This is a genomic window from Brevirhabdus sp., assembly GCF_052826345.1.
Genome location: NZ_JBRBUA010000020.1, coordinates 12,268 through 35,545, shown reverse-complemented (window position 1 = coordinate 35,545; position 23,278 = coordinate 12,268). Strand labels below are relative to the sequence as shown.

At 65.3% G+C, this 23,278-nt stretch carries 24 protein-coding genes and 1 tRNA gene; 18 read left to right on the top strand and 7 right to left on the bottom strand.

Annotated elements, in window-relative coordinates; all coding sequences use genetic code 11:
* Window positions 1-146 precede the first annotated feature (146 nt).
* The 7 genes from ACU0BR_RS03180 to ACU0BR_RS03150 all read left to right on the top strand — a co-directional run bounded on the left by ACU0BR_RS03180 (window position 147) and on the right by ACU0BR_RS03150 (window position 7,808).
* The gene (locus ACU0BR_RS03180) at window positions 147-1,340 is read left to right on the top strand and encodes an ABC transporter substrate-binding protein (RefSeq protein WP_446155396.1); all 1,194 of its coding nucleotides are present in this window, start codon (window positions 147-149) and stop codon (window positions 1,338-1,340) included.
* A 68-nt stretch (window positions 1,341-1,408) separates the two neighbouring features.
* Window positions 1,409-2,185, top strand: coding sequence for an ABC transporter ATP-binding protein (locus ACU0BR_RS03175; protein WP_446155395.1), 777 nt, complete (start codon window positions 1,409-1,411; stop codon window positions 2,183-2,185).
* Between the two features lie 124 nt (window positions 2,186-2,309).
* Entirely contained in the window at window positions 2,310-3,023 is a 714-nt protein-coding gene (locus tag ACU0BR_RS03170) for an ABC transporter ATP-binding protein (protein WP_446155394.1), read from the top strand.
* A gap of 2 nt (window positions 3,024-3,025) precedes the next feature.
* Complete coding sequence (locus ACU0BR_RS03165) at window positions 3,026-4,036, top strand: branched-chain amino acid ABC transporter permease (protein ID WP_446155393.1); 1,011 nt, start codon at window positions 3,026-3,028, stop codon at window positions 4,034-4,036.
* Window positions 4,036-5,328, top strand: a complete 1,293-nt coding sequence (locus tag ACU0BR_RS03160) for a branched-chain amino acid ABC transporter permease (protein ID WP_446155392.1) — start codon at window positions 4,036-4,038, stop codon at window positions 5,326-5,328. Before ACU0BR_RS03165 ends, ACU0BR_RS03160 begins: the two co-directional genes overlap by 1 nt.
* A gap of 45 nt (window positions 5,329-5,373) precedes the next feature.
* On the top strand, window positions 5,374-7,176 hold the full coding sequence (locus ACU0BR_RS03155; protein WP_446155391.1) for a transglycosylase domain-containing protein: 1,803 nt from the start codon (window positions 5,374-5,376) through the stop codon (window positions 7,174-7,176).
* An 8-nt stretch (window positions 7,177-7,184) separates the two neighbouring features.
* Window positions 7,185-7,808, top strand: coding sequence for a nucleotidyltransferase family protein (locus ACU0BR_RS03150; RefSeq protein WP_446155390.1), 624 nt, complete (start codon window positions 7,185-7,187; stop codon window positions 7,806-7,808).
* Window positions 7,809-7,836: 28 nt separating this feature from the next.
* Here the strand turns inward: ACU0BR_RS03150 and ACU0BR_RS03145 are convergent, their stop codons facing one another.
* From ACU0BR_RS03145 to ypfJ, 3 genes are all read right to left on the bottom strand, one after another.
* Window positions 7,837-8,268, bottom strand: coding sequence for a hypothetical protein (locus tag ACU0BR_RS03145; RefSeq protein WP_446155389.1), 432 nt, complete (start codon window positions 8,266-8,268; stop codon window positions 7,837-7,839).
* A gap of 83 nt (window positions 8,269-8,351) precedes the next feature.
* Window positions 8,352-8,437, bottom strand: a tRNA-Leu gene (locus ACU0BR_RS03140).
* Between the two features lie 191 nt (window positions 8,438-8,628).
* Entirely contained in the window at window positions 8,629-9,504 is an 876-nt protein-coding gene (gene ypfJ / locus ACU0BR_RS03135; protein WP_446155388.1) for a KPN_02809 family neutral zinc metallopeptidase, read from the bottom strand.
* Between the two features lie 109 nt (window positions 9,505-9,613).
* On the opposite strand from ypfJ, the gene ACU0BR_RS03130 reads away from it, so the two are divergent.
* From ACU0BR_RS03130 to gluQRS, 7 genes are all read left to right on the top strand, one after another.
* Window positions 9,614-10,192 carry a YqaA family protein gene (locus ACU0BR_RS03130; RefSeq protein WP_446155387.1) on the top strand — a complete coding sequence of 193 codons (579 nt, stop codon included), beginning with the start codon at window positions 9,614-9,616 and terminating at the stop codon, window positions 10,190-10,192.
* Window positions 10,189-10,671: a disulfide bond formation protein B gene (locus tag ACU0BR_RS03125; RefSeq protein WP_446155386.1), complete on the top strand. Its 483-nt coding sequence runs from the start codon at window positions 10,189-10,191 to the stop codon at window positions 10,669-10,671. The genes ACU0BR_RS03130 and ACU0BR_RS03125 overlap by 4 nt, the downstream gene beginning before the upstream one ends.
* Window positions 10,672-10,845: 174 nt before the next feature.
* Entirely contained in the window at window positions 10,846-13,638 is a 2,793-nt protein-coding gene (gene gyrA, locus ACU0BR_RS03120; RefSeq protein WP_446155385.1) for a DNA gyrase subunit A, read from the top strand.
* 113 nt (window positions 13,639-13,751) lie between these two features.
* A complete protein-coding gene (locus ACU0BR_RS03115) occupies window positions 13,752-14,618 on the top strand; it encodes a LysR family transcriptional regulator (protein ID WP_446155384.1) in 867 nt (288 codons plus the stop codon).
* Window positions 14,619-14,776: 158 nt separating this feature from the next.
* A complete protein-coding gene (locus ACU0BR_RS03110; RefSeq protein WP_446155383.1) occupies window positions 14,777-15,178 on the top strand; it encodes a hypothetical protein in 402 nt (133 codons plus the stop codon).
* Window positions 15,179-15,296: 118 nt separating this feature from the next.
* Window positions 15,297-16,691 carry a methylenetetrahydrofolate--tRNA-(uracil(54)-C(5))-methyltransferase (FADH(2)-oxidizing) TrmFO gene (gene trmFO / locus ACU0BR_RS03105; protein WP_446155382.1) on the top strand — a complete coding sequence of 465 codons (1,395 nt, stop codon included), beginning with the start codon at window positions 15,297-15,299 and terminating at the stop codon, window positions 16,689-16,691.
* On the top strand, window positions 16,688-17,557 hold the full coding sequence (gene gluQRS, locus ACU0BR_RS03100; RefSeq protein WP_446155381.1) for a tRNA glutamyl-Q(34) synthetase GluQRS: 870 nt from the start codon (window positions 16,688-16,690) through the stop codon (window positions 17,555-17,557). The genes trmFO and gluQRS overlap by 4 nt, the downstream gene beginning before the upstream one ends.
* On the opposite strand, the gene hisI is transcribed toward gluQRS, so the two are convergent.
* Complete coding sequence (hisI, locus tag ACU0BR_RS03095) at window positions 17,554-17,925, bottom strand: phosphoribosyl-AMP cyclohydrolase (RefSeq protein ID WP_446155380.1); 372 nt, start codon at window positions 17,923-17,925, stop codon at window positions 17,554-17,556. The genes gluQRS and hisI overlap by 4 nt on opposite strands.
* Before the next feature lie 66 nt (window positions 17,926-17,991).
* Between hisI and ACU0BR_RS03090 the strand changes: the two genes are divergently transcribed.
* The gene (locus tag ACU0BR_RS03090) at window positions 17,992-18,444 is read left to right on the top strand and encodes an iron-sulfur cluster assembly scaffold protein (protein ID WP_446155379.1); all 453 of its coding nucleotides are present in this window, start codon (window positions 17,992-17,994) and stop codon (window positions 18,442-18,444) included.
* 73 nt (window positions 18,445-18,517) lie between these two features.
* On the opposite strand, the gene rpsI is transcribed toward ACU0BR_RS03090, so the two are convergent.
* The 3 genes from rpsI to ACU0BR_RS03075 all read right to left on the bottom strand — a co-directional run bounded on the left by rpsI (window position 18,518) and on the right by ACU0BR_RS03075 (window position 21,087).
* On the bottom strand, window positions 18,518-19,000 hold the full coding sequence (rpsI, locus tag ACU0BR_RS03085) for a 30S ribosomal protein S9 (RefSeq protein WP_446155378.1): 483 nt from the start codon (window positions 18,998-19,000) through the stop codon (window positions 18,518-18,520).
* A 2-nt stretch (window positions 19,001-19,002) separates the two neighbouring features.
* Window positions 19,003-19,464 (bottom strand): 50S ribosomal protein L13, encoded by a 462-nt coding sequence (gene rplM, locus ACU0BR_RS03080; protein ID WP_446155377.1) that lies wholly within the window; start codon window positions 19,462-19,464, stop codon window positions 19,003-19,005.
* 183 nt (window positions 19,465-19,647) lie between these two features.
* The gene (locus ACU0BR_RS03075) at window positions 19,648-21,087 is read right to left on the bottom strand and encodes an aminotransferase-like domain-containing protein (protein ID WP_446155376.1); all 1,440 of its coding nucleotides are present in this window, start codon (window positions 21,085-21,087) and stop codon (window positions 19,648-19,650) included.
* A 72-nt stretch (window positions 21,088-21,159) separates the two neighbouring features.
* On the opposite strand from ACU0BR_RS03075, the gene ACU0BR_RS03070 reads away from it, so the two are divergent.
* From ACU0BR_RS03070 to speE, 3 genes are all read left to right on the top strand, one after another.
* Complete coding sequence (locus ACU0BR_RS03070) at window positions 21,160-21,393, top strand: DUF1127 domain-containing protein (protein WP_446155375.1); 234 nt, start codon at window positions 21,160-21,162, stop codon at window positions 21,391-21,393.
* A 273-nt stretch (window positions 21,394-21,666) separates the two neighbouring features.
* Window positions 21,667-22,152, top strand: coding sequence for an adenosylmethionine decarboxylase (gene speD / locus ACU0BR_RS03065; RefSeq protein ID WP_446155450.1), 486 nt, complete (start codon window positions 21,667-21,669; stop codon window positions 22,150-22,152).
* 255 nt (window positions 22,153-22,407) lie between these two features.
* Window positions 22,408-23,277, top strand: a complete 870-nt coding sequence (speE, locus tag ACU0BR_RS03060) for a polyamine aminopropyltransferase (protein WP_446155374.1) — start codon at window positions 22,408-22,410, stop codon at window positions 23,275-23,277.
* The last annotated feature ends 1 nt before the right edge of the window (window position 23,278 follow it).

Genomic DNA, 23,278 nt, shown 5'->3' with positions numbered 1-23,278 from the left:
CCTGCCCCTGGCCCGCCCCCTCTCGGGTGCGCACCGGGCCGAGCTGCGAACGCTCCGTTTTCGTTCCGCAGACAGGGATTGCTTTCCTTTCAGCAAATCGCGCACTAATCTGCGTTACCGATTTTGGAATTCTCTGGGAGGATTGAATGAAAAAACTGTTGCTCGCGACCGCCGCATCCGCGCTCGTCGCCACTGGCGCCCACGCTGAATCGCATACTGCCGATATCAAGCTGGGCGTCGTGCTCGGCTTTACCGGTCCCATCGAATCGCTGACCGGCGCGATGGCCGATTCGGCCGAGATGGCGATGAAGGAAGTCAGCGATTCCGGCGCCTTGCTGGATGGCGCCAAGGTGTCGGGCGTGCGCGCCGATACCACCTGTATCGATTCCGCGGCCGCCACGGCCGCCGCTGAACGTGTCGTGACCTCGGACGGGGTCAAGGGCATCGTGGGCGCGGCCTGTTCGGGTGCCAGCGGCGCGGTTCTCGCCAATGTGGCGGTGCCCAACGGCATCGCGATGATCTCGCCCTCCTCCACCTCGCCCGCGCTGACCACGGCCGAGGACAACGGCCTGTTTTTCCGCACCGCGCCGTCGGATGCGCGTCAGGGACAGGTGATGGCCGATGTGCTGATGGACCGGGGCGTCAAATCGGTGGCCCTGACCTATACCAACAACGACTACGGCAAGGGTCTGGCCGATTCGTTCAAATCCGCGTTCGAAGCGGCCGGCGGGACCGTGACGATCAGCGCCGCGCATGAGGACGGCAAGGCCGATTACTCCGCCGAGGTGGGCGCGCTGGCCTCGGCCGGGGGCGAGCTGCTGGTGGTTGCGGGCTATGTCGATCAGGGCGGCTCGGGCATCGTGCGCGCGGCGCTCGATTCGGGCGCCTTCGACACGTTCCACTTCCCCGACGGCATGATCGGCGATGAGCTGACCAAGCGCTTCGGCACGGAGATCGACGGCTCGGCCGGGCAGAACCCCGGCAGCGACAGCCCCGGCGCGGACAAGTTCAAGACGCTGGTGGGCGATGCCTTCGACACCACCTCGCCCTTCACGCCGGAAAGCTATGACGCGGCGGCGCTGATCATGCTGGCGATGCAGGCGGCGAAATCCTCGGACCCGGCGGACTACAAGACCAAGGTCATGGACGTCGCCAACGCACCGGGGGAAAAGATCTTCCCCGGGGAGCTGGAAAAGGCGCTGAAGCTCTTGGCCGACGGCAAGGACATCGATTATGTCGGCGCCACGGCGGTCGAACTGATCGAGCCGGGCGAATCCGCGGGCAGCTACCGCATCATGGAAGTGCAGGACGGCAAGATCACCACGATCGGCTACCGCTGATCGCGCCCGCCTCAGCCACCAAGCAACAGCCCGGAGTTTCCGGGCTGTTCGCATAGATGGGACACCCCATGATCGAAGTTGAAAACCTGGTGAAATCCTTCGGCGGTTTCCGCGCGGTGGATGATGCCAGCCTGCGCATAGAGACCGGCTCCATCACCGGGCTGATCGGACCCAACGGTGCGGGCAAGAGCACGCTGTTCAATGTCATCGCGGGCGTGCACGCCCCCACCAGCGGCCGTGTGCGCATGGACGGCGAGGACATCACCGGCCTGCCGCCGCATGAGCTGTTTCACAAGGGGCTGCTGCGAACGTTCCAGATCGCGCATGAGTTCTCGTCGATGAGCGTTCGCGAGAATCTGATGATGGTGCCCGCCGCGCAGGCCGGAGAGACGCTTTGGAACGCCTGGTTCGGCCGCGGCCGCATCGCGCGTGAAGAAGCCGCGCTGTTGAGGAAGGCCGATGAGGTGCTGGAATTCCTGACCATCGACCATCTGCGCGACGAACGGGCGGGCAACCTGTCGGGCGGCCAGAAAAAGCTGCTGGAGCTGGGCCGCACCATGATGGTGGATGCCAAGATCGTCTTTCTGGACGAGGTCGGCGCGGGCGTGAACCGCACGCTGCTGGGCACCATCGGCGACGCCATCGTGCGGCTGAACCGCGAGCGCGGCTATACCTTCTGCCTGATCGAGCATGACATGGATTTCATCGCCCGGCTGTGCGATCCGGTGATCGTGATGGCCGAGGGGCATGTTCTGGCCAAGGGGCGCGCCGACGAGATCATGCAGAACGAAGCGGTGATCGAGGCCTATCTGGGCACCGGACTGGAGAACAAGGCGAAGGCATGAGAACACGGGCGAGCGTGGCGCGGGGCGGGATGCTGCCCGCGCAGATATTGTCGGAGATATCCTCCGATCGGATGGAGACGCCTCCGGCGGGGATATTTTACGACCAGAAGAAGGAGCCCGCCCGATGAGCGCCCCCTTTCTGATCGGTGAGGCGATGACGGGCGGCTATGGGCGCGGGGCGGATATCCTGCACGGCTGCACGCTGTCGGTGGAAAAGGGCCAGATCGCGGTGATCGTCGGTCCCAACGGTGCGGGCAAATCCACCGCGATGAAGGCGGTGTTCGGGATGCTGAACCTGCGCGAGGGGTCGGTGCGGCTGGCGGGGGAGGATATCACCGCGCTCAGCCCGCAGGACCGGGTCGCCAAGGGCATGGCCTTCGTGCCGCAGACCAACAACATATTCACGTCGATGAGCGTCGAGGAAAACCTGGAAATGGGCGCCTTCCTGCGCCGCGATGACATTCGCCCGACGATGGAACAGGTCTACACCCTGTTCCCGATCCTGCGCGACAAGCGCCGCCAGCCGGCCGGAGAGCTGTCGGGCGGGCAGCGCCAGCAGGTGGCGGTGGGGCGCGCGCTGATGACGCAGCCGCAGCTGTTGATGCTCGACGAGCCCACCGCGGGCGTCAGCCCGATCGTGATGGATGAGCTGTTCGACCACATCATCGAGGTGGCGCGCAGCGGCATTTCCATCCTGATGGTCGAGCAGAACGCCCGCCAGGCGCTGGAGATCGCCGACAAGGGCTATGTTCTGGTGCAGGGCGCCAACGCCTATACCGACAGCGGGGCGTCCTTGTTGGCCGATCCCGAAGTCCGCCGCACGTTCCTGGGAGGCTGAGGATGGATCCGATCAACGCCATCGTGGCGCTTTCCAATTTCGTGGTGGTGCCCGCCCTGGCCTATGGCAGCCAGCTGGCGCTGGGGGCGCTGGGGGTCACGCTGATCTACGGCATCCTGCGGTTTTCAAACTTCGCGCATGGCGACACGATGGCCTTCGGCACGATGGTCACCGTGCTGGTGACCTGGTGGATGCAATCCGTGGGCGTGGGCTTCGGCGTCTTGCCGACGGCGCTGCTGGCGCTGCCGGTGGGGATCGCGGCGACGGCGCTGCTGTTGCTGGGGACGGATCGGCTGGTCTATCGGTTCTACCGGCGGGCCAAGGCGGCGCCGGTCATTCTGGTGATCGTGTCGATGGGTGTGATGTTCATCATGAACGGGATCGTGCGGCTGGTCATCGGCCCCGACGACCAGCGCTTTGCCGACGGCGCGCGCTTCATCATATCGGCCCGCGATTTCAAGGAAATGACCGGGCTGCAAGAAGGGCTGACCATCAAGACCACGCAGGGCATCACCGTACTGACCGCGGTGGTCGTGGTGGCGGCGCTGTTCTGGTTTCTCAACCGCACGCGCACCGGCAAATCGATGCGTGCCTTTTCCGATAACGAGGATCTGGCGCTTCTGTCGGGGATCAACCCCGAGCGCGTGGTGAGCGTGACCTGGCTGATCGTGGCGGTTCTGGCGACGGTGGCGGGCGTGCTTTACGGGCTGGACAAGAGCTTCAAGCCGCTGGTCTATTTCCAGCTGCTGCTGCCGATCTTCGCCTCGGCCATCGTGGGCGGGCTGGGCAGCCCCTTGGGCGCCATCGTCGGCGGCTTTGTCATCGCGTTTTCCGAAGTCACGATCACCTATGCCTTCAAGAAGGTTCTGGGCTATCTGCTGCCCGAAAGCCTGGCGCCCGACGGGCTGGTGCAGCTCTTGTCGACCGATTACAAATTCGCTGTCTCCTTCGCCATTCTGGTGATCGTGCTGCTGTTCCGCCCGACCGGCCTGTTCAAGGGGAAATCCGTCTGATGCGCACCGTTGCTCTTTTCATCGTCGTCTTCGGCCTGATCCTGCTGACCGGGTTCACCTCCAGCTGGAACGTGGCGCTGGGAATCTTCAACATGGGGCTGGTCAGCGCGATCATGGCGCTGGGCGTGAACATGCAATGGGGCTATGCGGGGCTGTTCAACATCGGGGTGATGGGGTTCGTCGCGCTGGGCGGGCTGGCCGCGGTCATCGTGGGAATGCCGCCCGTGACCGAGGCCTGGGCCGCGGGCGGGCTGCGCGTGCTGGCGGGGCTGGCGCTGGGCGCGGGGGTGATCGCGGCGGCGGTCGCCCTGTGGCGGCGCATGCGGCACGGCACGCTGCGGACGCTGGCGCTGCTTGTTCTGCTGGTGGCGGGATTCTTCCTGTTCCGCTGGGTCTTTGACGCGGGCGTCGCGGCAATCGAAAGCATCGACCCCTCCAGCACCGGCTATCTGGGCGGGCTCGGCCTGCCGATTGTCCTGGCCTGGCCGGTGGGCGGCGTGCTGGCGGCCGGTGCGGCCTGGATCATCGGCAAGATCGCGCTGGGGCTGCGTTCGGACTATCTGGCGATCGCCACGCTGGGCATCGCGGAGATCATCATCGCCATGCTCAAGAACGAGGATTGGCTGAGCCGCGGCGTCAAGAACGTGGTCGGCCTGCCCCGCCCGGTTCCCTATGAGATCGACCTGCAATCCTCGGCCGAATTTACCGCGCGCGCGGCGCAGCTGGGGCTGGACCCGGCGACGGCCTCGTCGCTTTATGTCAAGCTGGGCTACGGGCTGCTGTTCAGCGTGGTGCTGATCGTGCTGCTGCTCATGGCGCAGCTGGCGCTGAAATCGCCCTGGGGGCGGATGATGCGCGCCATCCGCGACAATGAGACCGCCGCCGAGGCGATGGGCAAGAACGTCACCGCGCGGCATTTGCAGGTTTTCGTGCTGGGATCGGCGGTGCTGGGGATCGCGGGCGCGATGATGACCACGCTGGACGGACAGCTGACGCCCGGCACCTATCAGCCGCTGCGGTTCACCTTTCTGGTCTGGGTGATGGTGATCGTCGGCGGGTCGGGCAACAACTGGGGGTCGGTGCTGGGCGGCTTTCTGATCTGGTTCCTGTGGGTTCAGGTGGAACCCATCGGACAATGGGCGATGGCGTTGATCACCTCGGGCATGGTTGACGGAAGCCCGTTGAAGGAACATCTGATCGACAGTGTCGCGCATGTGCGGCTGCTGACGATGGGGGTGGTTCTGCTGCTGGTACTGCGGTTCTCCCCCCGAGGACTGATCCCAGAGCGCTGAGACGCTCCAACCCGGCGGCGGACGCCCCGGCGAAAGGCGCGACAGGTGCGATCTGCGATACGGAAAATCTTCAGATTTCTGTGGATCTCGGTCGCGCTTTTCCTGCTCGTGCAAGGCGCGATCGTGTGGTCGATCGTCCACAAGCTGGACGACCGCACGCTGGAGGCGGCCCTGTCGCGCCCGATGATGCTGATCCATGTGACGGCACCCGATCAGGTCGATGGCTTTCCGTGCAACTGCAACCGGACGCTGCGCGCCGACGAGGTTCCCGCGACGGTGCATGACGCGCTGATCGCGACCGAAGACAGCCGGTTCTACTATCATCCCGGTGTCGATCCGATTTCGATCGTCGCGGCGGTGGCCAGCGGGGGTGCGCGCGGCGGCAGCACGATCACCCAGCAACTGGTCAAGACCGCGATCACCGGCGACTATCCGACGCTGTTGCGCAAGCTGGTGGAGGCCGGGTTCGCGCTGAGGGTCGAGCGGCTCTACACCAAGGATGATGTGCTGCGGCTCTATCTGAGCCGGGTCAGTTTCGGCACCGTGGACGGCATTCAGGTCTATGGTCTGCGCGATGCGGCGCGGGTCTATTTCGGCAAGGAACCGTCAGGCTTGAACCGCTATGAAGCGGCGATACTGGTCGGGATGCTGAAAGGCACGTCCTACTATCATCCGATCCGCAAACGGCAGGCGGCGCTTGACCGGGCGTTGGTGGTCATGGGCAACGCGGGCACCGCCAAGGACGATGCGGCAGATCGCGCGGCCCTTGCGCGCGCCCTGCCCCGTCAGGCCGTGGCCAGCCCGGAACGCAGCCGCTTCGTCGAGGATGAGCTGTTGACCGAATTCCGCGCCCTCGGCCTGGCGCGCACCCCCGGCTGGTATCGCATCCTCAGCAGCATCGACCCGATCGCGCAATATCAGGTCGAACGCGTGACCGAGGCCGAGCTGCGCACCGAGCCGGGCAGCAATGCCAATCGCGCCGCCGCGCTCAGCGTGGACCGGGAGGGTTTCGTGCTCGCAATGCTGGGGGGGCGCAACTATGCGCGCTCGACCTTCAACATCGCTATGAACGGCGAACGTCAGGCCGCCTCGACCGCCAAGCTCGCCACCTATCTGGCGGCGCTGGAAAACGGCTGGTCGGCCGAAGATACAGTGTGGGATGCCAAGTCGCATATCCAGGGGTTCAGGCCGCGCAACGCCGACGGGCGCTATCTGGGGCAGATCCCGCTGGCGCGCTGCTTTCGCGAATCGCGCAACGTCTGCACCGTCTGGCTGGCCGAGCAGGTCGGCATGGACAAGGTCGCGGAGATGGCACAGCGCATCGGGCTGACCGCGGCGCGCGAGCCGGGGCAAAGCGTGGTGCTGGGCGCGGCGGAAACCACATTGGCGCAAAGCGTCGCAGCCTTCGGCGCCGTGGCCAACGACGGGCGCGTGCGGCGCCCGACCACCGTTCTGGCGGTGCTGGGGGCGCTGGGGCGGATCGCCCTGCAAAACAGCCCCGACGCACGCGGCCCGGTGGTCGATGCGCCCACCCGCGACCGGATGCGCGCGCTGCTGCGGCTGGTGGTCACCGACGGCACCGGGGCCAATGCCCAATTCATCGGCGCCGACGCCTATGGCAAGACCGGCACCAGCCAGCGCAACCGGGACGCCTGGTTCATCGGCTTCACCTCCGACGGGATCACCACGGGCATCTGGGTCGGCCCCGAGGACAATCAGGTGATGCACGGCGTGGGGGGCGGCGGGCTGCCTGCGCGGATCTTTTCGCGCTACAACATCAACATGGTGGAACGGTTCCGCGCCTATGGCGCGTCCGGACACGAAGCGGGCACGCCGCTGCCGCGATAGGAGGGCCGATGACCGATCCCGTTTCCAACAACGCCCTTCCCGCTGTGCTGATCCTGGGTGCCGGTGCCGGTCTGCGGATGCGCGGCAGCGACAAGCTGCTGGAGCCGCTGGGCGGGGTGCCGCTGCTGCGCGTTCTGGCCGATCGCGCGCGGGCGACCGGCGCCGGGGTCTGGGTGACGCTGCCCGCCAGCGGCCCCGCCGCTCGCGCCCGGTGCGCGGCGTTGCAGGGGGCGGGGGTGCACCGGGTGCCGGTGCCGGACGCCGAGGAAGGGATGGCCGCCTCGCTGCGCCGCGGGGTCGGCGCGCTGCCTCCCTCTGTTCCGGGTGTGTTGGTCGTGCTGGGCGACATGCCCGAGATCGAGCGCGCCGACATGGCGGCGATGCTGGGGGCCTTCGACGCCGCGGGGCAGCCGCGCATCTGGCGCGCCGCGACCGAAGATGGCGAGCCGGGGCATCCCGTGCTGTTCCACGCGGCGTTTTTCGATGAGCTGCGCGCGCTGCGGGGCGACCGGGGCGCGCGCGATCTGCTGAGGCGCCACGCGGGGCAGATACGCGCGGTGACGCTGCCGGGCGGCCGGGCGCGCGTGGATCTGGACACCCCCGAGGCCTGGGCCGCATGGCGCCGGTCCTGAGGAATGCGCCCGCCCGTGGCGGAAAAGCTTAACGGATGTAGCCCGCCGCGTGCATCTGCCGCGCATAGACATAGACCACCAGCGCGATCACCGCGACCGTCGCCATCATCCAGTTTCCGGTGGAGCTGGTGACCGCAAGCGCGTTGGCGACCGTCAGCAGATAGATGAACAGAACGACCAGGCACAGCAGCGCCAGTGCCAGCACGAGTGCGGTGCGGCGGCTTTCCATCCACAGCAGGATGGCCCCCAGCAATCCGCCCCAGACGCCGACCGCCCAAAGCCCGTCGACGACCGGGGGCAACGCGGTGAACACCATGAATTGGCTTTGCGAAAACATCTGGGTGAATGCCGGAATTTGCAGCTTTGCCAGCACATAGACCGCGGCGAGTATGCCGTAGAACAAAATCGCCAGTGCCGAAATCAGGGGCAGATGCCAGGGGCGCGCAGCGGGGGCAACCATATCAGATCCTCTTGAATTGTCTGGCTGAAACAATCGTGTGCGACAGGCCGCTTGTCCAGCGGCTTTCTGCCTGATGCACAAGCTGGTACCCGAGGTCGGACTCGAACCGACAAGGTGTTGCCACCGGGGGATTTTGAATCCCCTGCGTCTATCATTCCGCCACTCGGGCCTGCGCAGATGCGGCGAAGGCGCGCCAGTGAACGCACCGCTCCCAAATCTGCGGTTGCTTTATCCCGACCGTCGCGTCGGCGTCAACGGGGCGGGTGAAAAATCGCCGCAGGCGCGCGGTCGGGCCGCCTGCGGGCCCCTCCCACCCCGTCAGTGGCCGCCCCGTCGAGGACCTCGTTACGCCCACCCGCTTCATAGCTCGGCGGCGGAGAAGGTGTCGCATTGCGCCACGCTGCCCGAGCGGTAGCCGCGCTCGAACCAGTTTTGCCGCTGCTCGGATGTGCCATGCGTGAAGGTGTGCGGCGCGGGCACGCGACCGGCGGAGCGTTGCAGCGTGTCGTCGCCGATCTGCTTGGCCGCGTTCATCGCCTCCTTGATGTCGCCGGGTTCGAGCGAATTGAACTGCTGGCCCGCGGCCTTGGCCCAGACGCCCGACAGGCAGTCGGCCTGCAATTCCACCCGCACGGAAACGGCGTTGGCGCGGGTCTGTCCGACGTTCGCCTTGGCCTCGTTGGCCCTTTGCAGGATGCCGAGCTCATCCTGCACGTGATGCGCGACCTCATGGGCGATCACATAGGCGGCGGCGAAATCGCCGCCCGCGCCGAGCTGGCGTTCCATCGTGGTGAAGAACGCGGTGTCGAGATAGGCCTTCTGGTCGATCGGGCAGTAGAACGGCCCGGTGGCGCCGCTGGCATCCCCGCAGGGGCTTTGCGTGACCTGCGAAAACAGCACCATGGTGACCGGCTGATAGGTGGCGTCGAGCTGATCGCGGAAGATACGCGCCCAGACGTCCTCGGTATCGGCCAGCGTGACCGAGACGAACTGGCCCGCCTGCCGCTCGGCCTCGCTGATCGGCGCGCTGCGGGTCTGCTGGACGGGCATGCCGCCGCCCTGGTTCAGGATGGGCGTCAGATCGACGCCGAAGAAATAGCCGATCACCACCACGGCGACGACGCCGAGCCCCCCGACCCCGCCGACCCGCCCGATGCGGCGCCCGCCGCCGCCCAGGCGGATGCGGCCCCGGCGATCCTCGATATTGCTGCTTCCGCGTCGTCCCTGCCAGCGCATCGCTATCCTCCCTGATTACAACGGTGTCATCGGTGTGCACTGTGCTTGACCTCCGGCCTTGCGCGTGGTGCATGTCGGCTCAAGTCACCAGCAAGCGAAGCGTTCCCGCATGATCCGACCTCTTTACAACTGGACCCTGCGGTGGGCCGACACGCCATATGCGCTTTGGGCGCTCGCCATCGTGGCCTTTCTGGAAAGCTCCGTCTTTCCGATCCCCCCCGATATCCTGATCATTCCGATGGTGCTGGCGCGCCCCTCGCGCGCCTGGCTGATCGCGGGGGTCGCGATGCTGGCCTCGGTGCTGGGCGGGATGATGGGCTATTGGATCGGCGCGACCCTGTTCGATTCCGTGGGTCGGCCGGTGCTGGAATTCTACGGCAAGACCGATTATTTCGCCGACTTCTCGGTGCGCTACAATCAATGGGGCGCCTGGGCCGTGCTGATCGCGGGGATCACGCCCTTCCCCTATAAGGTCATCACCATCCTGTCGGGATCGACCGGCCTGTCGCTGCCGGTTTTCATCGTCTCCAGCATATTGGCGCGGGGGTTCAGGTTCTTCGTCGTCGCCGCGCTGCTGTGGCGTTTTGGCGCGCCGATCCGGGATTTTCTGGAACGTCGGCTCGGGATCGTCTTTACTGTCTTCATGGTCCTGCTGATCGGCAGCTTCTATTTGGTGAGATACCTGTGACACGCAGCCAGCTTATCCTCATCGCTATGGCGGGGTCCGTCCTGCTTTTGGCGGGTGCCTTCGCGTTTCAGTATTTAGGCGGGCTGGCACCCTGCAAGATGTGCCTCTGGCAACGCTGGCCGCATGCGGCTGCGATCTTCATCGGTGCCGCGGCGCTGATGGTGCCGGGGCGGCTGTTGCCGTTGCTGGGCGCATCGGCCGCCGCGATCACCTCGGGCATCGGTTTCTATCATGCCGGGGTCGAACAGGGCTGGTGGCAGGGTCCTGACACCTGCACGTCTTCGCCGATCGGAAATTTGTCGACCGACGATCTGATGGACAAGATCCTCAACGCGCCGCTGGTGCGCTGTGACGAGATCGCCTGGCAGTTCATGGGGCTGTCCATGGCGTCGTGGAACGCCATTCTTTCGCTGCTGCTGGTGGGGCTGTGGCTGGCGGCCGCGTTCAGACCCGCCGCCGCGCCCGCGCGCCCTTACTGACAGGCGCCGCGCCCGCGGGTGTGCAATAATTACTTCGCTTTGAAAACAATGCGTTAACCCCGTTGACAGGGCGGTTTCGCGCTTTGGCTGTCGCGGGGATTGCACCCTATATACGGGTTCCTGTATAGTTCGGGCAACTAAATATAGCACCAAATGCGGCAGGCGAAACATACCATGAACGACACGCCCGAACCCCCTGAGACCGAAGAAGACAAGCTGCCGGAACGTCCGCAGTTCTCCGGCCCGTCGATCGAGATCGCACAGGAGATGAAGTCGTCCTATCTCGATTACGCGATGAGCGTGATCGTCAGCCGCGCGATCCCCGACCTGCGCGACGGGTTGAAGCCGGTGCACCGGCGCATCCTCTACGCGATGCACGAGACGGGCAATACGCACGACAAATCCTATCGCAAGTCCGCCCGCCCCGTGGGCGACGTGATGGGCAAGTACCACCCGCATGGCGACAGCGCGATCTATGACGCGCTGGTGCGGATGGCGCAGGATTTTTCCATGTCGCTGCCTCTGCTCGACGGTCAGGGCAACTTCGGCTCGATGGACGGGGATAACCCGGCCGCGATGCGCTATACCGAGGTGCGGATGGACAAGCCCGCCGCCGCGCTGCTCGCCGACATCGAAAAGGACACCGTCGATTTTCAGGACAATTACGACGGCAAGGACAGGGAGCCCACCGTCCTGCCCGCGCGCTTTCCCAACATGCTGGTCAACGGCGCGGGCGGTATCGCCGTGGGCATGGCCACGAACATCCCGCCGCACAACCTGGGCGAGGTCATCGACGCCACGCTGGCGCTGATCGACGACCCCGATCTCAGCAGCGAAGAGCTGATGCATTACGTCCCTGCCCCCGACTTTCCGACCGGCGGCACGATCCTGGGCCGGTCCGGTGCGAAAAAAGCCTATCTGGAAGGGCGCGGTTCGGTCATCATCCGCGCCAAGACCCGCATCGAGGAGATCCGCAAGGACCGCTACGCCGTGGTGGTCGACGAGATCCCCTATCAGGTCAACAAGGCCACGATGATCGAGAAGATCGCCGAGATGGTGCGCGAGAAGAAGATCGAGGGCGTCAGCCACGTGCAGGACGAATCCGATCGCAACGGCGTGCGCGTGGTGGTGGAGCTCAAGCGCGACGCCACCGCCGAGGTGGTGATGAACCAGCTGTTCCGCTTTACCCCGATGCAGACGTCCTTCGGCTGCAACATGCTGGCGCTGAACGGCGGCAGGCCCGAGCAGCTGACGCTGCGCCGGTTCCTGACCAGCTTCATCTCCTTCCGCGAAGAGGTCGTGGCGCGGCGCACCGCGTTCGAGCTGAACAAGGCGCGCGAGCGCAGCCATGTGCTTTGCGGTCTGGCCGTCGCGGTGTCGAATGTCGATGAGATCGTCGCGACGATCCGCTCCTCCGCCGATGCGCCGGAGGCGCGGCGGAAATTGATGGAGCGCCGCTGGCCTGCCCGCGACATTGCCGAATACATCCAGCTGATCGACGATCCCACGCATCGCATGAACGAGGACGGCACCTACAACCTTTCCGAGACCCAGGCCCGTGCCATCCTGGAGCTGCGCCTGCAACGGCTGACCGCGCTCGGCGTCAAGGAGGTCACCGACGAGCTGCGCGAACTGGCCGGACGGATCCGCGAATACCTCGAGATCCTGGCCAGCCGCGAACGGATCATGGGCATCATCTCGGATGAGCTGAACGAGGTGAAGGCCAATTTCGCCGTGCCGCGCCGCACCGACATCGTCGATTGGTCCGGCGACATGGAAGACGAAGATCTGATCGAGCGGGAGGACATGGTCGTCACGATCACCTCGGGCGGCTATATCAAGCGCACGCCGCTTGTCGATTTCCGCGCGCAGCGCCGCGGCGGCAAGGGGCTGTCCAGCATGGCCACCAAGGAAGACGACGTCGTCACCACGCTGTTCGTGGCCAATACGCATACGCCGCTTCTGGTCTTCACCACCGCGGGCATGGTCTACAAGCTCAAGACCTGGCGGCTGCCGCAGGGCGGCCGTTCCGCGCGCGGCAAGGCGATCGTGAACATCCTGCCGATCCCCCAGGGCGTGTCGGTCGCCGCGATCATGCCGGTCGACCGGGACGAGGCCGATTGGGGCGATCTCCAGATCGTCTTCGCCACCACGGCGGGCGACGTGCGGCGCAACGCGCTGTCGGATTTCACCAATGTCATGCGCAACGGCAAGATCGCGATGGATCTGCCCGATGGGGTGGAACTGGTGAACGCACGTATCGCATCGCAGGATGACGACGTCATGCTGGTCACCGCCAAGGGCCGCGCGATCCGGTTCCGCACCACAGATGTGCGGGTGTTCAAGGGCCGCAAATCCACCGGGGTGCGCGGCATCCGCCTGTCGGGCGACGACCGTGTCGTGTCGATGGCCGTGATCCGCCATTTCGAGGCCAGTTCCGAGGACCGTGTCGCCTATCTCAAGATGCGGCGCGCGGTGGCCGGGCTTTCCGACGACGCCGAAGCCGAGGATGAGGACGAAGGCGAAGCCTCCGCAACCTTCACCCAGGAAAAATACGCGGAAATGTCGGCGGCCGAGGATCTGATCCTGACCATCACCAGCAAGGGCGCGGGCAAGCTGAGCTCCAGCCACGACTATCCGGTGCGCGGACGCGGCGGCCAGGGCGTCGCGGCGATGGACCGCGCGATGCGCGGCGGCGCCCTGGTCGCCTGTTTCCCGGTGGAGATGGACGATCAGATCATGCTGGCAACCAGCACCGGCCAGTCGATCCGCTGCCCGGTCGAGGGGATCTCCTTCCGGTCGCGCAGCGCGGGCGGGGTGAAGGTCTTCGATACCGCCAAAGCCGAAGAGGTCGTCTCCGTCGCCTGGATCGCCGATCAGGGCGACGAGGTCGCCGAGCTGGACGCCTCGATCGACGGCGATGCGCCCGAAGGCGACGCGTCGGGCGATGCGTCGGGCGAGGAATGACCAGATGACGCGACGTTGGGGCGGCATTGGCTTGCCGCCCGCGTCCCTTAAATCACTTTCAATTTTTGACGGAATGTCTCGGGAATTCCGACCTCTACGCAAAGGCTGACCGCATGGATCAATGGGATGACCTTCGTTTTGTCCTGGCGCTGCACCGCAACAAGACGATGAGCGCCGCGGGGACCGCGCTGGGGACCAATGTGGCCACCGTGTCGCGCCGTATCGAACGGCTGAGCGAACGCCTGGGCAGCCCCCTGTTCATCAAGACCGGCAACGGCTGGGAAGCGACCAATGCCGCCGTCAGCCTGATTTCCGCGATCGATGAGTTCGAGGCCCGTCTGGCCCGGGAGACGAACAATTTCTCCAACGGGCAGACCGATCATTTCATCGATATCCGCGTGGCCGCCCCGCCTTTCATCAACGCGGCGGTTCTCGCCGTGCAAACCGGCACCTTCCTCAAGCAGAACCCCAAGATTCGTCTTGAGCTGGACGACAAGGTGCAAAGCCAGGGGCTGGGTGACGCCGATCTCTACATAAAGTTCGGACGGCCCGAGCGTGGCCGGATCGTCGCGCGCCGCGTCGCCAACATGATGTTCCGCCCCTATGTCCTGCGCAACAGCCCCAACAAGGACAAGGGCTGGGTTTCGCTGACGCCGCGGTTCGACCAGGTGCCGCAATCGCGGCTCGGATTTCAGGTGTTCAAGGTCGAGCCCACCTTCCGCGTCGATTCGTTCGAGCATGAGATCGCGATCATGCGCGCCACCGGCCTGCCCGGCATCCTGCCTGAAGTCGCCACCGCAAACGGCGATGAATTCGAGGAGGTCCCGTTCGAAGGCGAACCCCACGACGCGGAGTGCTGGCTGGGCTACCACCAGTCGCGCCGCGCCGATCAGTCCGTGCAGGCTGTTGCCAAATGGATACTGGAATCCTTTCAGGCGGCCCAGTTCAAGATTGCCGAAGATCCGGAAGTGGAACTTTAACCAGTGCATTGCGGGACCAGTGCATTGCGGCAGGCCATGCCATCAAATTGACATGTTTTAAATTCCGCACATTACGGTTTTGCAACATTGCTTATGGCTTAAATGTTTAGATTGCATAACAATTGCCTCAACAAAAAAGGTCGCCGGAGGCAGTCAAGATGTTGCAACTTCTATCTACCACGCTCTTCGCTTGCAGATTCTTTCTGGCGGCGATCTTCGCGATGCAAGCCATTGATGGGCTCTTGCTGCCGTCGATGACTGCCACGGCGCACGGCAGAATCGGATTTTTGCCGCATGTCCCCCATTTCGCGCAATCCGCCCTTTTCGGGCTGCTGCTGACGATCAGCATCTGGCTTCTGTTCGGGGTGCGCTCGCGGGTGGTGGCGCTGCTGGGGATTGTGTTGTCGATCGGCTATGCCACCCAAATTTCCGACGCATCGGCCCATTTCGACATTCTCTTCGCGGAACTCGGTTTGATCGCGGCGCTTGGCCTGCCGCTGATTGCCTTCGGCGGTGGTCGCTGGGCCATCTATCAGAGAGGTTGGGGAAATCTGCTGTAAGCACCCACGGCAATTCCCCCTGCATGGCCGACCGGCGACACCCCGGTCGGCCTTTTTCTTTCGCCAAAGGCGCTTTCTTTCACTTTCATCAGGCGACGCCGTGGCATAGATGGCGGGCATGAGTGACAAGATACATATCGTCGGCGGCGGCATGGCCGGATCGGAAGCTGCTTGGCAGGCCGCGCAGATGGGCGTGCCGGTGGTGCTGCACGAGATGCGGCCCAAGGTCGAAACCTTTGCGCATCGAACCGGCAACCTGGCCGAAATGGTCTGCTCCAATTCCTTCCGCTCCGACGACGATACCTCGAACGCCGTGGGCTTGCTGCATTGGGAAATGCGCCAGGCGGGCGGGCTGATCATGGCCACCGCCGACCGCCATGCCCTGCCTGCGGGCGGCGCACTGGCCGTCGACCGCGATCCTTTCGCCGAAGCGGTCACGCAAAGCATTTCACAGCATCCGCTGATTTCCGTCAGCCATGAGGAGATCACCGAACTGCCGACCGAGGGACAGTGGATCGTTGCCACCGGCCCATTGACCTCCGCCACGCTCGCGCAGGCGATCCAGCGGGTCACGGGGCAGGACGCGCTGGCGTTTTTCGATGCCATCGCGCCCATCGTCTATGCCGACAGTATCGACATGGAAAAGGCCTGGTTCCAGTCGCGCTATGACAAGGGCGAAACCGAGGAAGAGCGCACCGCCTATCTGAACTGCCCGATGGACAGGCCCACCTATGAGGCCTTCATCGATGCGCTGCTGGCAGCCGACAAGACCGAGTTCAAGCCCGGGGAGACCGCAGGCTACTTCGACGGCTGCCTGCCCATCGAAGTCATGGCGGAGCGCGGGCGCGACACGCTGCGCTTCGGCCCGATGAAGCCCGTGGGTCTGACCAATCCGCACGCCCCGCAGGACAAACCCTATGCGGTCGTCCAGCTGCGCCGCGACAATGCGCTCGGCACGCTGTTCAACATCGTCGGCTTTCAGACCAAGATGAAATATGGCGCCCAGACCGAGGTGCTGCGCATGATACCCGGCCTGGAAGGCGCCAGTTTCGCGCGTCTGGGCGGCATCCACCGCAATACCTTCATGAACTCTCCGCGGTTGCTCGACGACCAGATGCGGCTGAAGGCCCGGCCCAACATCCGCCTTGCCGGGCAGATCACGGGGGTCGAGGGCTATGTCGAATCCGCGTCGATGGGGCTGCTGGCCGGGCGGCTTGCAGCGGCCGAGGTTCTGGGGCACAAGGCCGGGCCGCCCCCGGGCGAGACCGCGATGGGCGCCTTGATCCACCATATCACCGGCGGCGCGGAGGCGCGGAGCTTTCAGCCGATGAACGTGAACTTCGGGCTGTTCCCGCCCATCGACGCCAAGGGCGGCCGCCGCAACCGGCGCGACCGCTACACTGCCTACACCGAGCGGGCCAAGGCATCCTGGCTGGACTGGCTGCGCCATTTCGACGGTCTGGCGATGGCGGGCGGTGCCGAGGACCAGGCGGTGCCCGTTCCCGGCCAATGAATGTCACGCGCTTTGCCCCGTCGCCCACGGGGCCGCTGCATCTGGGCCACGCCTATGCGGCCATCGTGGCGCATGATCTGGCGGGCGGCGGCGGCCGGTTCCTGCTGCGCATCGAGGATATCGACCGCGAAAGATCCAAACCGCACTGGGTGGAGGCGATCCGCGACGATCTGCGCTGGCTGGGGCTCAGCTGGGCCGCGCCGGAGATGTTCCAGTCGACCCGCCTGCCCGCCTATCGCGCCGCGCTGCAAAGCCTTTGGGAGCGCGGCTTGATCTATCCCTGCAGCTGCACAAGGCGCGACATCGAGGGCGCGCTGTCGGCCCCGCAGGAAGGCGACCCGGTGCATTACGGCCCGGACGGTCCGGTCTACCCCGGCACCTGCCGCCCTTCGCCGGAAACCCGGGCCGGGGCGCGGACGGCCTTGCCCGCCGACGCGGCGCTTCGGCTCGACATGCGCCGCGCTGTGCAGCAGATCGGGACGCTGTCGTTCATCGAAGAAGGCCGCGGCCCGATGGGCGAAACCGGCCACCAGCGCCTGTGCGCTGCGGCGGCAATCGCCGAAATCGGCGACGTCGTGCTGGCGCGGCGCGGCATGGGAACCTCTTACCATCTGTCGGTGGCGGTGGATGACGCGGCGCAGGGCATCAGCCTGGTCTCGCGCGGCGAGGATCTGTTTCAGGCCACCTGGATCAGCGTGATCGTGCAAAAGCTGCTGGGCTACGTGACGCCGCGCTACCACCATCACGCATTAATCCGCGACGCGCATGGCAGGCGCCTGGCCAAACGCGACGACGCGCGGGCGCTGTCCAGATACCGGGCCGAGGGCGCGACGCCCGAAGACATCCGGGCGATGATCGGGCTTTAGGTCGAAGATCCGGGCTCTGGCTGCATGATCTCGGTCTCGTCGCCGTCGCGCAAGGCGGTATAGAAACAGCTGCGCCGGTTGGTGTGGCACGCAGGGCCGGTCTGACGCACCCGCAGCAGCAGGCAATCGCGGTCGCAATCAATGCGCAGCTCGACCAGATCCTGGACATTGCCGCTGGTCTCGCCCTTGGCCCAAAGCGCGTTACGCGAGCGCGACCAATAGGTTACCCGTCCTGTTTCAAGTGTTTTAGCAAGAGACTGCGCATTCATCCATGCCATCATCAGCACCTCGCCGTTGTCGTGGTCCTGGGCGATCGCAGGGATAAGGCCCCGATCGTCAAAGCGCAGCGAGGCAGGGTCGAAGGGCATGAAGGGGTCCTTTGCAAAGCCGGTGATGCGGTCTATCTAGAGGGTCGCAACCGAAAGAGAAAGTCCATGACCGCGGAAACCGATCTGATCAAGCTCTACTCGGAGCGTATCCTGGCGCTGGCCGCCGATATTCCGCTGACCGATCGCCTGCCGGAGCCTCAGGCCACTGCCCGGCGCCGGTCGCCGCTGTGCGGCTCGACCGTCACCGTCGATCTGGTGGTGCGCGACGGGCGGATTGCGGAATTCGGTCAGGATGTCAAAGCCTGCGCCTTGGGTCAGGCGGCGGCCTCTGTCGTCGGGGCGCATATCCTCGGGCGCAGCCGCGCCGAGGTGGAGCGCGCCCGCGATGAGCTGAAGGCGATGCTGAAATCCGACTGCCCCGCGCCGGCCGCGCCCTTCGACGGGCTGGAGGTCCTGATGCCCGCGCGCGACTACAAGAACCGCCACGCCTCGATCATGCTGTCGCTGGAAGCCACGCTGGAAGCGATGGAAAAGGCCGAAAGCACCGCCTGCGCCTGAGCCTCGCCCCGGATACGGAAACGGCCGGTGCAAGCACCGGCCGTTTTGCATTGATGTGGCGTAGGAAAAGCGATCAGCGCTTGGAGAACTGGAAGCTTTTGCGGGCCTTGGCGCGGCCGTATTTCTTGCGTTCCACGACGCGGCTGTCGCGGGTCAGGAAACCGGCGGCCTTCAACGCGCCGCGCAGGCTGGGTTCATAAAGCTGCAACGCCTTGGAAATGCCGTGCTTGACCGCACCGGCCTGGCCGGACAGGCCGCCGCCCTTGACGGTGGCGTTCACGTCGAACTGGTTCTCGACGCCGGCCACCTGAAACGGCTGGCGCAGGATCATCTGCAGCACGGGACGGGCAAAATACTGCGCCATTTCCTTGCCGTTCACCACGACCTTGCCGGAGCCGGGCTTGATCCAGACGCGGGCGACCGCATCCTTGCGCTTGCCGGTGGCATAGGACCGGCCCAGGTCGTCGCGCTGGGGTTCGGCATTGGCGGAGGCGGTCAGGGTGTCGGTGTCGACAGCGGCCTGAAGCCCGTCGAGGGATTTGATTTCTTCGGCCATTATCAGCTCCGCGTGTTCTTGGAGTTCATGGAAGCGACATCCAGCACCTCGGGCGACTGCGCCTCATGCGGATGCTCGCTGCCGGCATAGATGCGCAGGTTGGTCATCTGCTGGCGGCTCAGCTTGCCGCCGGGCAGCATACGCTGGACGGCCTTGGTCAGCACGCGCTCGGGGAACTGGCCCTCGAGGATGTCGCGCGCGGTGCGCGACTTGATGCCGCCGGGGTGGCCGGTGTGCCAGTAGTAGGTCTTGTTTTCACGCTTGGCGCCGGTCATCTGCACCTTGTCGGCGTTGATGACGATGACATTGTCGCCCATGTCCATCGACGGCGTGAAAGTGGCCTTGTGCTTGCCACGCAAGCGCATCGCGATGACCGAGGCGAGACGGCCCAGAACGACACCTTCGGCGTCGATCAGGATCCATTTCTTGTCGATCTCCGCGGGGGTCGCGGTGTAGGTTTTCATCGGGATAACCCTATTGCTGTTGTCTGGGGGCCCATGGCTGCGCCCCGGAAACTGAAGATTGCGCTGTTCTAAGCGTTTGCGGCGCACAGTCAAGAGCCCTTCCCCATGATTAATCAAGCAAATACAGATGGTTAAAAAATAGGTGTCATGATACCCCAAAAATTTGCTGCCCGTGCCCCTGTCTCAGACGTCGATCTCATGCGGCGGCGCGTTCAAGAGCGCGCGCAGGGTCTGCGCGCCAGCGGTGAAGTTTTCGCGGCTGACCTGCCCGTTGATCGCCAGGCGCACCGCGTTGGGCGCCCGCCCGCCCAGCAGCACATATTCATCCGCCGGGCGTAGCAGAACGCCACGCGCCTCTGCCGCGCGCAGGAAGTTGGAGGCGCGCCAGCCCGCCGGCAGGTTCAGAAAGGCGAAGGCCACGCCCTCGCGCCAGCTGAGGTCGAAGCCGTCAAGCGCCTGCGCGAGCGCGGCGCAGCGCCAGCTGATTTCATCGTGGATGCGGGCGCGGAATTCCGTCAGTTGCTTCAGGTCGCCCAGACGGGTCGTCACGTCGGTGATCGGTCCCGACAGGCCGAAGAACCCGTGCCGCGCGACCAGCTGGCCGATTTCCGCCTTGCCCTCGGGGGCCACGAAATATCCCAGCCGCAGCGCGGGCGAGAGCGACTTGGAAAAGGACGACACATACCACGCCCGGTCCGGCGCGATCGTGCGGTAGGCCGGCAGCTTCGACACCGCGAGCGTGTAGCATTCGTCCTGCAGGATCTGGAAATCATATCGGCGCGCCAGCTCGGCGATTTCGTGACGGCGGCGCTCGGTGGTCTGTTGCGTGGTCGGGTTCAGCGCCTCCGCCGAGGTCACGAAGATGCGGACGTCGTGTTTCTGGCAGGCCGCCGCGACGGCCGGGGGCAGAGGGCCCTCGGCGTCGGATTCGATGCCGATCACCTCGGCGCGCATCAGCCGCGCGGCGTGGCGGAACCCGGCATAGGACAGCTCTTCGGTCAGGATCACGGGGCGCGGGCCTGCCAGCACCGCCTGAAAGATCATGGTCAGCGCATGTTGGCCGCCGTGCGACAGCACGACGTGATCCAGATCGACCGGCCCGATGTTGAAGGCGCTGAGCTCGCGCGCCAGCGCGGCGCGCGCATCCACATCGGTCACGCGGCTGGGATAGTCCAGGAAATGCTCGCCCGGCTGGTCGGCCACCGTGCGCAGCGCATCGCGGATCGCCTGCACCTGCCCTACGTCGGGCAGCACCGGCGAACGCAGATCGAGGATTCCGGGAACGGAGCGGTCGGGCAGCGGCCGGATCACCGGGTCCATGTCCGCCGCGACCGTCACCTCGGACCGCTGCCGCGCGTCGGCCACGAAGGTACCGCGCCCGACATGTGCGCTGAGCAGCCCCGCATCTGTCAAAAGCTGATAGGCCCGCGACACGGTCCCCGGCGTGACCCCCGCCGCCCAGGCCAGATTGCGCACGGGCGGCAGCCGCGTGCCGGGCGGCAAGGCGCCCGTCCTGATCTGCATTCCGATGCTTTCCGACAGCAGCCGGTACTTCGGCCCCTGCCCCGAGGTCAGGTCCGCACGATTAATTGTGTCGATTACAATATTCTGCTCGTCAGGCATGATCCGCTCATTGTATCGTTTAATTGTCGCAATCTTAACTCAATGTACCGATACAATACAAGGATCAATCCCATGCCAGCCCTCTTCGCCCGCCAGGTCCCGCTGTTCAGCCCCGACGGAGGATTCGCGCCCGAATTCCTGCGCGCGCGCGCTTCGAACCCGGCGCTCGCGGTGCTGGTGAAATGGGATGCGCGCCACCGGATGCGCTGTGCGCTGCGGCGCCTGTCGCCAGAGGCCATCCGCGACATGGGGCTGGATGCGCAGTACGTGCGCGATGAGGTGATGAAGCCCTTCTGGCGCGACTGACGCCTGGAAGGTTTGCGCTGAACACACGCCAGACCTGCCCGCGCATCCCCTCCCGCCTTCGGCTCGCGGTCTGCCTTGCTGCGCCGGGCTGTAAAGCTGGCGCAGCGGAATGTCGGATTTTCTTGCGGGATTTCGAAAAACCGGTTGAACGAATCCGCCATGGGCCTTAGGTGGCCCCCTACTACGAGCGGGCCGATCCCAACTTCAGCACTTCGCTGGGGGGGCGCTAAGGACCCACGGATTCAATCTACTGGAACGAAGGGGAGTGCCATGATGGACGGCGCCAACCTCTTCCAACTGGGGATCGGTCTGGAGACAGGCGCCCAAGCGGAAGATACCACCACCCGCAACGTGTTCGACGCGGATCGCGAAGACCACTTCATTCGCCGTGACGGCCGCGTTTTCGCGGGCACGCATCTGATCATCGAGGTCGTGGATGGCCACGGTCTGGATGACGAGGCGCGCATTCAGCAGGCGTTCCGCGATTGCGTGGACGAATGCGGCGCGACGCTGCTGCACATCCATACGCATAAGTTCAGCCCGCAGGGCGTGTCAGGCGTCGCCGTGCTGGCCGAAAGCCACATCTCGGTCCACACCTGGCCCGAAATCGGCTATGGTGCCTTCGACGTGTTCATGTGCGGCGATGCGGAACCCTGGAAAGCGGTGGGGGTGCTGAGCAAGGCGTTCGGCACCTCGGACGTGCGCGTCAAGGAGCTGCTGCGCGGGGACGGTCTGGTCACCGACGAAGCCGCCGCCTGAGCGCCGAGACAGCCGATTTGAACGGGCGCGCCCTTTTCGGCGCGCCTTTTTCGTATGTCGCGGCGTGCACGGACACGGGGCACGGACACGGAGCACGGGCGCGGGCGCGGGCGCCGGTACGGGTACGGGTGCGGGGCACGCTGAAATTTTCACATTCATCCGCCGGGGCTCTGGCCACGGGGGCGGCGCTTTGGCATTACCGGCCGATGGCCCTCCGGGGCTTCGAGGCGACTGGACGAAAGAGGGTGCGCGAAGATGAGCAAGGACGACAGACAGGATCTGAGCGGCTGGAGTGTCGAGCGACTGCACGACGACCATGCGCAGGCGCTGCGCGAGGATGCGGTGCTTTACGACAGCGAAACCGACCACCAGCGGCTGCGGGTGATCGAGAACCCGACCTTCGGCCGGGTGCTGACGCTGGACGGGGTGGTGCAGACCACCGAGGGCGACAATTTCATCTACCACGAGATGCTGAGCCACGTGCCGATCCTGGCGCATGGCAGCGCGCGGCGCGTGCTGATCATCGGCGGCGGCGATGGCGGCATGGCGCGCGAAGTGCTGAAACATGCCTCGGTCGAGCATGTCACGATGGTCGAGATCGACCCCGGTGTGGTGGAATTTTCCAAGCAGTATCTGCCCAACCTCAGCCAGGGCGCCTTTGACGACCCGCGCCTGCGGCTGGTGATCGCCGATGGCGCCGCCTATGTGCGCCGGACCGAAGACCGGTTCGACGTGATCATCATCGATTCCACCGATCCTGTCGGTCCGGGCGAGGTGCTGTTCACCGACAGCTTTTACGGCCATGCCAAACGCTGTCTGACCCCTGCCGGAATCCTCGTCACCCAGAACGGCGTGCCGTTCCTTCAGGGTGCGGAGCTGACCAATACCATGCGCGCCTTCAAGGCGCTGTTTGCCGATTGGGGCTGCTATCTGGCGACGATCCCGACCTATGCGGGCGGGCCGATGGCGCTGGGATGGGGCACCGACGGGGCGGCGCGCAAGATCACGCTGCCGCAGTTGACCGAACGGTTCGCCGCCGCCGACATCGCGACGGAATACTACACGCCCGAAGTGCATCTGGCGAGCTTCGCCCTGCCCGGTTACGTCAGGCGGCTGATGCCCTGAC